Here is an 11,728-nt window from a genome sequence, read left to right on the forward strand (position 1 = left end):
AATGTTATTTTAGCATATTCAATATAAGAATGTTACTTATATGAGAAATTTCCAGTAACGATTTGCTGTGTTCTTTGCATAGTTCATCAGTTTCATTTATCATATGCTTGTATTCTTCTTTTTTTATTTCTAAAAAACTATTTATTGATTTATTAATTTTGTTTTCATTAAAGCCGGTTTTTAAAATTTCTTCGTTAAATGTTATTACAAAATATTCTATCATTGATTCTATTTCTTCTTTTAAATTTTTTTCTATTCTGCTTTTTGGCTTTATGTGCTTTATGCTGTGTAATAATTTGTTTATTTGGAATTTTTTTATTGTAATTTCAAAAAGTTTCAAAATATTTTCCAGTTTAAAAGAATATTTATGGTTAAAATAAATAATTGCCGGAAGAAATTTAAACAGTTCTTTCCATTCAAGAAAAATACCTATATTTTTTTTATTTTTAAAATTTTTATACTTTTTTGAAAAAATATTTTTAAGTTTTTCTTTGTATGTGATAAGCATCAAAGGCTTGATATTTTCGTTTTCTAATTCTTTAATAAGCCATCTGGAGGCAAATTTTATCGTTTCCTCCAACTCTATAAGCATATCGTATATTTTTTGATATTCGATTTGAAAATTAAGGGAATATATTTCTTCCCTTATGCTGTTTGCATTAATTAAATCGTTTAATATTATATAGGCTGTAATTTTATAAGGAAATTCTTTTTCTTTGAAATTATTTATAAAAGAAATGCCGTAATTGTTTATTATTTCATTAGTTATTTGTGTTGCTATGATTTGATTTTTTAGCAAATGTGAATTTACATATTCGCTGTAAGAGCTGTAAACAGAAGACGGAAAATAGTGTTTTAAAAATGTAGAAGCATATTTGCATTTATAAAAATTTTTTAAAATATAATTTTTTAAGAAAATTTTTGAATATAATAACAATATAGCCAAAACCGGCTTAATTACCCTGTTTTTATAAAAAATTATTTCTATTTCAGAGTTTTTGGGGATAGAAAAATTTTCTCGTTTAAATATTTCGATATGCTTTTCCAATGTTTCTATTATATTTATTAATTTTTCTTTATATATTTTTATTTCATCAAGACTGATTCTTAAAGGCTGTAAATAATTGTTTTTTAAGACTTTGTTTACAACTTCTTCTGTAAGATTTATTAATATTTCATTTTTTTCTTTTTTGGAAATTATATTTTTTTCCACCAAATCGTTTAATAAAATTTTCAGATTTACTTCATAATCACTTATATTTACCCCTGCAGAATTGTCAATACTGTCAAGATGTATTTTGCCCCCGTTTAAAGCGTATTCATATCTGGCTTTTAAAGTCATAGCCAAATTTGCACCTTCACAAATAACTTTTGCCTTTATTTCATCAGCATTAATTCTTATATTTTCATTTTGTTTGTCACTGATATAGATATTGTTTTCTTCGCTTGATTTTATGTAAGTTCCTATTCCTCCGAAATAGAGCATATCGACGTTTGCTTTTAAAAGATATTTTATTAATTCTTCACTTGATAAATAATTTTCGTTTATAGAAAACACCTTTTTCATTTCCGGGGAAATTTTAATTTTTTTTAAACCTTTTTTAAAAACACCCCCGCCTTTTGAAATTAAATTTTTATTATATTCATCCCAGTTTTTTCCCTCTAAAAAAAGTCTTTTTCTTTCGTTATATGAAATTTTTGAATCAGGGGTCGGGTCGATAAAAATTTCATTATGAGAAATAGCCGCAAGAAGTAGGAAGTTTTTATTAAGAAGCATTCCGTTGCCGAATACGTCACCTCTCATACTGCCTATTCCCACTACACTTATTTCATCTTTTAAAACATTTTTGCCCAATTCCAAAAAATGTCTTCCGGCTGAGGTAAGTGCACCTTTTGCTGTAATGCCAAGTTTTTTATGTGAATATCCGTTTTTGCCTCCGCTTGCAAAGGCATCTTTTAAATTAAAATTTCTTTTTAGCGATATTTCATTTGCAATATCACTCATATTGGCCGTACCTCTGTCAGCCGCCACTACGAAATAATTGTCCGTTTCATCATATTTAATTAAATTTGTTGTATCCGCGGTGTCTACTAAATCAAGCAGTGCATCTATAAAAAGTGTATAAATTTTTTTAAATTCAGTTTTTGTCGGATTAAAAAAAATATAAAATCCACCTTTTGCCCCGTCAGGGACAATAATTGCGTTTTTTGCAACTTGCGCTTTCATTAAATCTTTGATTTCTTCCCTGAAATCCTCCCTGTTTGAATATCTTATCCCCCCTCGTGAAATTTTACTCATTCTTAAATGGATTCCGTTAAATTGTTCGTGATAAACAAAACTTTCAATATTGGGTTGAACAGAAAACAGATAAGGTTTTAATTTGGAAGTGTCAATTTTAAAAGAAATTGTTTTTTTATTAAGAAAATAATTTGTCCGAAGTATATTTTTTATAATTAAATAAAATATTTTTAAAATTTTATATTCACTTAATTCATTGACGGTGTTTAATTTTTCTTCAAGTCTGTTCTCAAGATATGAATAATCATCTTTTTTTGAAAATTTTTGAAGAAAATAATTGATAACCGATTCCACCACATCAGAATTTTTAATAAAAGTTTTAATAATTGCACTTTCATTAAATTCATAAAAAAGCTGTTTTTGATATTTTAAAACAGCTCTTAATAAAGCGATTTTTCTTAAATCAAACCCGACCCATGCAAAATAATATAATTTACAGTTGTAAGTTATTTGTTTGTTAATAGCTTTTTTTATAATATCAAAGAAAATTTTTTTATATTTTTCAAAAAAATCCTGATGTGTTATATTAATCTTTAAAATCAGGGTATCGTTATTTTCTTTTACATTGACAATTTCAATATTGAAATTATCAAGAAGCTTTGAAAGAAAAGTTATTGAAGTGTTTAAATTTTTGGATATTAACAGTTCATTTTTTAATTTATCAAATTTTATCACATTTTTTCTCTTTCGAAAAGAAGAATTATCTGGAATATAAAACTCTTCTTCTTTTCCTCTTCATTTTAAATTTACCCTTTGCCATTAACCCTCCTTTTTAAGAAGTGTTAAACTTGTAAATTATAACAAAAAATTATTAGCTTTTTATAAATAAGGCGCTCATATATCCGACAACCTGGCTTTCATCGCCGCTTACATCGGCGCTTGTCCTGTAATCTACAATAAAAGGTGTTAATTTTTCTTCCCTTGCTGCTTCAATAATGGCTGCTATACCTATTTTACCACAGGCTTCACATTTTTCAAGTTCCAATAAATCCAAATCATTAACGGCCTGCAAACAGTGTGAATCAAGTGCATTTGCCGTTTTTATATCATAATAATGACTTAAATCGCTTGAAATTACAATTAAAGAATTCTCATCAATTGCGAATTCTATTATTTCTTTTAATTTATTTGGCGAATAGTTTCCGTAAATTAATTCAACTACAGGAATTTCCCCAAAATAATGATAAATAAAAGGCATTTGAACTTCTGTCGAATGTTCTACATGGACATATTCAAGATTAGCTACATCAAATTTTTCCATAAGTTCAATTGAAAAATTCTTATCTATAGGCAGTATGCCGCAAGGGGTTTCATATGATTCTTCCAATGTTACACTTATTCCTTCAATCGGAAATTTGTGGCTCGGGCCTATTACCAGGATTCTTTTAGGCTTGGTGTTGCTTGCGATTCTATAAGCAAAATTTGCGCTAAATCCGCTGTAAACCCATCCTGCATGCGGAACTATTATAGCTTTTGGTTTTAAGGAAAATATCTCTTTTGCTTTAATTTTATCCACATTTTCATCTATAATTTTATTAAAATGGTTTATATAACCCTCAATTCCTTCGCATGTCACTCCATACCATTCTTTTACTACCGCATTTCTCATAATCACTCCTTTTAATTTTGACTTTTATCACCCCGCCGCTTTTCAAGCGGCCGGGCAAACTCACAATTCACTATTCACTACTTACTATTTATTTCCATATTCCTTCGATAATTTCACCACATTTCGGACAGTGTCCGATTCCATTTTCATCTATTTTTAAAATATTTTTTTCAATTTTGTAAATACTTCTTACAATAAGCTCTTCGCCGCATTTTGGACAGTATGTAATTACAGGCATTGCCACATTACCGAGATATACATATTTTAACCCCGCTTTTTTACCTATTTCATAGGCTTTAAGCATTGTTTCAATAGGAGTAGGGCCTTTGTCTTGGACTTTGTAATCCGGATGGAATCTTGTAATATGCCAGGGAATTTCCACTCCAACTCCGGCAATAAACTCGGCGATTTGTGTTAATTCTTTTTCGCTGTCATTGTCTCCCGGGACTATTAAAGTGGTAATCTCCTGCCAAATTCCGACATCTTTTAATCTTTTGATTGTATCGAGTACATAATCAAGATCGCCTTTTAAAACTTTTTTGTAATAATCTTTTTTAAAACTTTTTAAATCTACATTACATGCATCCACCCAGCTTTTCATATCTTCTATTTCATACACACTTTCAAAACCGTTTGTAACAAAAATATTTTTAAGTCCCTTTTCTTTTGCCAATATACCCACATCTCTTGCATACGGATAAAAAACACTCGGTTCATTATATGTATACGCAATAGAATTGCATTTATATTCAATAGCAAGATTTACCATTTCCTGCGGTGATACGTAAATTTTATCATTTACTTTACTTGTATGGGCAATTTGCCAGTTTTGACAAAACGGGCATTTAAAATTACATCCCACTGTTCCGAAACTTAAAACCGCACTTCCCGGTAAAAAATGAAAAAGCGGTTTTTTCTCAACCGGGTCTACATTTACAGAGGACGGATGCCCGTATACTAAATTTACAAGTTCTCCGTTTTTATTCATATTTATGCCGCAGATTCCAACCTGGCCTTCTTTTAAAATGCAGTGATGTCTGCATAAAAGACATTTTATTTTAGTATTATCTATTTTTTCAAAAAATTTCAATTTCCCCTCCTTAATTTAAGATTAATATATTATATCAAAAAATAGGGGAAAAGTAAAGAAATTTTAGTCTTATTTACTCAACTATTTTGTAATTAATCTTTTTATATGGGCAATTTTTCCCTTTGCTTGCAAAATTTTCGGTATTTATTTCAAATTCGCCTTTTTCAAGGGTAATGTAATCATTTATTTGTATATTAAATAATTTTGCAGGATTAGTGGATATTAAATTTGTGACAGTCTCCTTTTTTAAAGGAAGAGAATAGACAAGCTGGGTAAAAATATCAAGTTTGCTTATTCCGTATTCCGCTTCCTCAATGGGAAGGTCTTTATTGTTTGCAGCGATATGATTTGAAGATATAAAATCTATTATCCCTTTTTCACATGCTTTTAAAAGGGCGTTTTTATCTTCTTCGCTTCTGAGGGGCGGAAAAGTCTTATATACGGTGTTGAATTCTTTTAACATTTCGTCCGTAAAATATAAATTGTCTATTGCCACGTCTATATAAATATTTTTGTTTTTATTTTTTAATATTTCAAGCGATTCTTTTGCTGTTATTGACAAAAACACTATTTTAGCGTCAAAATGACGGGAAAGTTCGTATATTTTAGCGACTTCCGCACTTTCCGCATAATTCGGGATTCCGCTTATACCAAGGGAATATGCTGTTTCACTGTCATTCATAATACCGCTGAGGGACTTGCTGTTACAGTTTACAAAAACAGGTATATCCAGAAATTGTGCATATTCAAAGACTCTTTTTATTAAATTCATATCCTCATCCGAATTTATATAAATTGCACTTGCACCCCTTTTTTTTAGAATTGAAATGTTAGAAAGTCTGTTTTCATGTATTCCCTCAATAGCTATCAAAAGATTAAAATCGGATTCATGTGCCCTTTTTAAATTATAAGCCAAATGAAGTTTGTCAAAAATAGGCTTGTGGGAAGGTATCATCACTGCCGCCGTTATCCCGCCGTTTTTTGCCGCAAAAGAGAGTCTGCTTACACTTTCGGAATTTTTTATGTTGATATCTATTGCTTTTGGGACCTTTATTTTCATTTATGTCCTTTTTTAATTATAATTTTACTAAAAAAAGGCAATATTTATGAAAAATAAATATTTGGAAATTTTAAAAAAGAGTTATTATCACCTTAATGAAAAAGATTTAAAAAAATTTGAAGAAATAATGGGTGAAGATGGTCTTGGAAAATGCAGGGCGAAATTTCATCTTTGGGGATTTTTGTTCGGATGGTTTTATCTGCTGTACAGAAAAGCACTTAACGAAGCTTTCGGAGTGTTGGTTGTCAGTTTAATGGTGGGATATGTTTCCCCTGTGGGTGTTATAATTGTAAATTCGCTGCTGGGCGGTTTTTGTTATTATTATTTATATCTGAACAAATTGGACAGGGATATACAAAACTGTGGGGGCATTCATAATCCTGATATTGAATGTGTAAAGAAAAAAGCCAAACCTAATATCTGGTATGTTGTCGCGGCTGTTGCGGTTATTTTAATATTGGTATGGCCAATTGCTTTTTCATTAATTACAGGACATAATATTAGTGAGTAGTGAGTGGTGAGTGGTGAGTAGGCAGGATTGGCGGGTAATTTGATATAATTTCGTAAAAAAGGCTTATTATGAAAAAAGTTTTAATAATCGGAAGCGGGGGAAGAGAATATGCCATCGGTTATCATTTAAAAAACGAAGCTGAAATCTTTTATGCACCTGGAAATGGGGCGACCGAGGATTTTGCCACAAATATAGATATAAAAGATTTTAATGAACTTGCTGATTTTGCAAAAAACAATAATATTGATTTGACTATAGTGGGGCCTGAAGATCCTTTGGTAAAAGGAATTGTCGATGTTTTTAAATCCCAAGGTCTTAGTGTTTTCGGGCCTAGCAAAGAAGCGGCAAGACTGGAAGGCAGCAAAGTGTATATGAAAAATTTTTTAAAAAAATACAATATTCCCACCGCTAAATATATTGAAACAGATGATAAAGACAAGGCTTATGAATTTATAGATTCAATGCAAAAAACACCGATTGTTGTAAAAGCGGACGGGCTTTGTGCCGGTAAAGGTGTAATTATCGCCAATAGCAAAAACGAAGCAAAAAAAACAGTGGAGGAAATGCTGAGCGGTAAAGCATTTGGGGAAGCGGGTAAAAAAGTCATAATTGAAGAATTTTTAGACGGCTTTGAACTTAGCATGTTTGCGATATGCGACGGGGAAGATTTTGTTTTGCTTCCGGCCGCACAGGATCATAAAAGACTTCTTGACGGAGATAAGGGGCCTAATACAGGCGGTATGGGAGCGTATGCGCCTACCCCTCTTGCCACGGAGGATATATATGAAAAAGTAAAAACAAAAATCATAAAGCCTACACTTGAAGGAATGAAAAATGAAGGCGCACCTTTTGAAGGTGTTTTGTTTACAGGACTTATGATAGTGGATAATGAACCTTATGTTCTTGAATATAATGTAAGATTCGGAGATCCTGAATGTGAGGAACTTATGCCTTTAATTGATAGCTCACTTTATGATATGTTTTATAACGGGGCGACCAAGCAGCTTGATAAAATTGATGTAAAAATAAAAGATACGGTTGCTGTGGGGGTTGTATGTGCAAGTAAAAATTATCCTTATTCAAGAAGCGAGCCTGCCGAAATTACGATAGATAAATTAAACGGGTGTAACGGGTATATAGCCTTTGCCGGAGTTAAAAAAATGAATGGGAAACTTTATGCAACCGGCGGAAGAGTGTTAGTATGTGTCGGGTTTGGAAAAAATGTTCAAAAAGCAAGGGATGAAGCATATAAAATAGTTGAAAAAGTTCATTTTGAAGGTAAAAAATACAGAAGTGACATTGCTTATCAGGCAATAGGAAAATAGATGCTTGGGGAAAAACTCAAAAGGGAAGAGCGGGAAACAGCTTCGATTTGGCAAAGAGCCATTTCCATGAGCATAGATGACTTTTTAATAAGTTTTTTGGTTATTTTGGCCTTTTATGACAGATTTGCCAATGTGAAAACATATGAGGAAATGGTTTTATTAATTGATTCTCTTTTTGTTTATATTTTTTTGGCATATACACTTTATCATTGGATTTTTATTGCACTTTACGGTAAAACAATAGGGAAAATGCTCGTGAAAATAGAAATAATAGATGTAGATTCATTTGACAAACCCAGTTTTTTAAGGGCGTTTATAAGAAGCGTGATGAGAAATTTTGATGAAATGTTTTTTTATTTAGGAATGATTTATGCTGTTTTTGACCCATACAACAGGGCAATTCATGATATTGTAGGAAAATGTGTTGCTGTTAAGAGTAATTAGTTTTTTAATTGTACCTTTTGTTGTATTTGCCTTAAAAATATATTCAACAGATGTAATTGAAAAAAAAGGGAACTATTTTCTTCAAAATCCGCTTATTATATATAAAAACAATATTTTTTTACAGGCTAAAAACGGGGTAATAGAAAAAAATCATATAATAAAACTTTTTGGCAACGTAACTGTTTTTTATCAAAATCAGGATGTTTTGCTTGGCGATTCATTGCTGGCTTATTCAAAAGAAAAAATCACAATAAAAAATATTTTCTTTTATGACAAAAATATAGACGGCTGGGTCAGATCAAATAAAGCCGATTCCAAAAAAAATATATTATATTTCAATAGCCCTTATTTTTCCACATGCTGCAGTGATAAGCCGGACTGGTTTATAAAGGCAAGCAGCGGAAATTATAACAGACTCTCAAAATTATTAAAACTTAAAAATATTGTATTGGTTGTCCACAATGTACCTGTGTTTTATTTCCCTTATTGGCAGGTTAGTTTTAACAAAAAAAGAAGAAGCGGTCTTTTAAGGCCGTATATAGGATATTCAAACAAAGAAGGCTTATTATACTCTCAACCAATTTATTTTGTAACATCACTAAATTCCGATTTGGAAATAATACCTACTGTGCGTACCCAAAGGGGAAAAGGGGTTTATTCTGTTTTTAGGTTTGTTGATTCGCCTTATTCAGAGGGTAAAATAAAATTCGGTTTATTCAGCGACAAAAACAGTTATTATGAAAAAAACAATCTGGCACATAAAAAACATTATTGTTATTCATTGTATTATAAAAGAGATAAACTTTTTGGTGAAGACAAGCTGTATCTTGATTTGAAATATGCAAATGATGTTGATTATTTCTATTTAGATGCTTACAATTACAGATTTGACACTTCTTATCTGACGGATAAAATAATAACTTCTTATTTGAATTATATAAGAGCGTTAAATAAAAATTATTACGGTATGTATTTTAAATATTTTATAGACACCTCACTTCTCAGTAACTCTGCAACCTGGCAGATTCTGCCGCAGATTAATTATCACCGTTTTTTGGAAAAAAGAGGGGTGTTTTTAGATTCACTTGATTTTAATATTTATAATTATTACAGAGCTAAAGGCTCTAATTTTATTTTTTCCGATATTAATTTGCCGGTTTCATTTTATAAAAGTCTGTTTAATGATTATATGAAATTCAAGCTTACAGAAAATTTATATTCTGGATACGGAAAATATTATCAGAAAAATAATCTGGGGGTTTCTAAATATCTGTATTTAACGACCCAGCTTAAATTTTTTACTTCTTTGGCAAAAAGTTATAATAATTTTTATCATATTATAAATCCTTCTTTTTCCATAAATATAAAAAATTATTCACATAAAGAAATCTATTCGGATTTGATAAATGTCCCCAAAATGAAAAATTATCTGCTTTTCAGCCTGTTTCAAATTTTTGAATTTAATAATTTAAACATTGATCATACATTAAATGAAATTTATTATCTTGATGATAGGAAATTTGCCGATTTGGAAAATATTTTAAATTTTTATTATTTAAATTATTATATTAATGAAAACAATAAGTATTCTGTGGATGAGGGGAAAATAGATTATAATAATATAAAATTTGGTTATAATAATGGTAAAATTGATTATTTTATATCGCATCTATATCAAAGGGATAATTTAAAATCCGTTACACTTGGAGGCGGATATAAACCAAATATATATAAAAGATATTATTTTGAATATTCGTTTGATTTAAACGAAAAATATATAAAATACTGGATGTTGGGGGTTAGTATGAATAAAAAATGTTATAAATATGAAATAAGCTTTAAACAAGACAGGGTTCCTGTGCTGGAAACAAGTGGAACAAATTACAGAAAAGACAATATAATTAATCTGTCGGTGGAATTTTATCCGATAGGCGGCGTAAATCAATCATTTATTTTTAAAGGAAACAAATGAAAACAGAAACCAAGGTGGGAATATTTGTTTTTTTGGGAATTTTGTCGATACTCTATCTGACGTTTCAGGTAAAATCCCTTCAGGATTTTAATCAGAAAGGTTATACTCTTTATGCTTATATTAATGATGCAAGCGGGCTTGAAAAAAAAGCAAAAGTAAAATTAAGAGGCGTTGAAATAGGTAAAGTAGAAGATTTAAAACTTAATAATTCTTTAGTGAAATTAAAACTTATAATAAAGCAAGGGGTTAAAATACCAAAAGGAAGCATGGTTACCCTGGCTCAGGATAATATGCTCGGCGGAAAATATGTAAAAATAATCCCTTCTAAAAATCATATTTACTATTCAAAAAACGAAACAATAAAAAAATATTTAAATGCGGCTTCTTTAGATGATTTGATGAATAATGTCAACAGTGCCGTCGATGATGTAAAAGTATTGATCAAAAAATTAAATAAAACTCTCGATAAAAACACTATAAATAATTTTCACCAGATTTTGGCAAATATAAAAGACGCTTCTGTTGATTTGAAATCGGTTATAAAAAATGCAAATAAAAAAATACCGAGTCTGCTTGATAACGCAAATGAATTGATTGCCACTTATAAAGACATAGGGATAAAAATAAACAAAAAAATTCCCGATATTATAAATAAGTCGGACACACTTCTTGCTAAACTCAATAAAACAGGCGATACCCTTAATTCCAAATTAGGCCCCACCATTGACGAATATAAAAAATTAGGGGTTAATGCCAATTCTATTCTTAACGATAATAAAAAAAGTATAAAAACAGCGATAGCTTCGGCTAAAGATTTTTTTGTAAGCGGGGGTGAAAGCTTTAAAAAAATTGACAAACTTCTTTCAAGTGCGACAAAATCCCAAATTGAAGTTGAATTTAACAATAAATTTCTTTCACGTGATAGTTATTCAAAATCTTACGCACAGATTGCTTATTTGCCGACTCCGACAAAATATTATATTCTGGGTGTGACTTCCTCAAAAGATTATTCCAATCTGGATAATATAAATAAAAACCATATTAAAAATAAATCATATATTACTGCCGAATATGGAAAAAGATTTGATAATCTCTTAATAAGAGGCGGTATTATAGAAAGCACGGGAGGAATCGGAGCCGATTATTTCTTAGACCATGACAAAGTAATTTTAAGTTCCGAAATATATGATTTTAACGCCGTAAACGATATAAGGGGCACTAACCCTCATTTAAATTTAGCAGCCAAATATATATATCTAAAACATCTTGAATTTTTAGGCGGATTTGAAAATATTTTAAATTCGCGTGCTGCTTCACTGTTTTTGGGTCTTGGTATAAGGTTCAGAGACAATGATTTAAAAAGTATAATTTCAGGGGGTGCAACATCATTTCTGAAATAAAAAAAGCCTGTAAAATCC

The 11,728-nt window shown here is 30.2% G+C and carries 9 protein-coding genes; 5 read left to right on the top strand and 4 right to left on the bottom strand.

All coding sequences use genetic code 11. The features are described 5' to 3' along the window. Positions 1–4: 4 nt before the first annotated feature. From DZ67_RS0107675 to DZ67_RS0107690, 4 genes are all read right to left on the bottom strand, one after another. Positions 5–2,974 carry an NAD-glutamate dehydrogenase domain-containing protein gene (locus DZ67_RS0107675; protein ID WP_024788061.1) on the bottom strand — a complete coding sequence of 990 codons (2,970 nt, stop codon included), beginning with the start codon at positions 2,972–2,974 and terminating at the stop codon, positions 5–7. A 136-nt stretch (positions 2,975–3,110) separates the two neighbouring features. Beyond that, a complete protein-coding gene (gene amrB, locus DZ67_RS0107680) occupies positions 3,111–3,908 on the bottom strand; it encodes an AmmeMemoRadiSam system protein B (protein WP_024788062.1) in 798 nt (265 codons plus the stop codon). An 88-nt stretch (positions 3,909–3,996) separates the two neighbouring features. Beyond that, complete coding sequence (amrS, locus tag DZ67_RS0107685) at positions 3,997–4,998, bottom strand: AmmeMemoRadiSam system radical SAM enzyme (protein WP_024788063.1); 1,002 nt, start codon at positions 4,996–4,998, stop codon at positions 3,997–3,999. 73 nt (positions 4,999–5,071) lie between these two features. Continuing rightward, positions 5,072–6,058 (bottom strand): amidohydrolase family protein, encoded by a 987-nt coding sequence (locus DZ67_RS0107690; RefSeq protein WP_024788064.1) that lies wholly within the window; start codon positions 6,056–6,058, stop codon positions 5,072–5,074. Between the two features lie 46 nt (positions 6,059–6,104). Here DZ67_RS0107690 and DZ67_RS0107695 point away from each other — a divergent pair, with 46 nt between their 5' ends. From DZ67_RS0107695 to DZ67_RS0107715, 5 genes are all read left to right on the top strand, one after another. After that, positions 6,105–6,569: a DUF2628 domain-containing protein gene (locus DZ67_RS0107695; protein WP_024788065.1), complete on the top strand. Its 465-nt coding sequence runs from the start codon at positions 6,105–6,107 to the stop codon at positions 6,567–6,569. A gap of 68 nt (positions 6,570–6,637) precedes the next feature. Further along, the gene (gene purD / locus DZ67_RS0107700) at positions 6,638–7,894 is read left to right on the top strand and encodes a phosphoribosylamine--glycine ligase (RefSeq protein WP_024788066.1); all 1,257 of its coding nucleotides are present in this window, start codon (positions 6,638–6,640) and stop codon (positions 7,892–7,894) included. Beyond that, positions 7,895–8,338: an RDD family protein gene (locus tag DZ67_RS0107705; protein ID WP_024788067.1), complete on the top strand. Its 444-nt coding sequence runs from the start codon at positions 7,895–7,897 to the stop codon at positions 8,336–8,338. Continuing rightward, entirely contained in the window at positions 8,319–10,310 is a 1,992-nt protein-coding gene (locus DZ67_RS0107710; protein WP_024788068.1) for an LPS-assembly protein LptD, read from the top strand. Before DZ67_RS0107705 ends, DZ67_RS0107710 begins: the two co-directional genes overlap by 20 nt. Beyond that, positions 10,307–11,710, top strand: coding sequence for an MlaD family protein (locus DZ67_RS0107715; protein WP_024788069.1), 1,404 nt, complete (start codon positions 10,307–10,309; stop codon positions 11,708–11,710). The genes DZ67_RS0107710 and DZ67_RS0107715 overlap by 4 nt, the downstream gene beginning before the upstream one ends. Positions 11,711–11,728: the final 18 nt, after the last annotated feature.

The organism is Lebetimonas sp. JS138 (genome assembly GCF_000523335.1).
Lineage (GTDB): Bacteria > Campylobacterota > Campylobacteria > Campylobacterales > Nautiliaceae > Lebetimonas.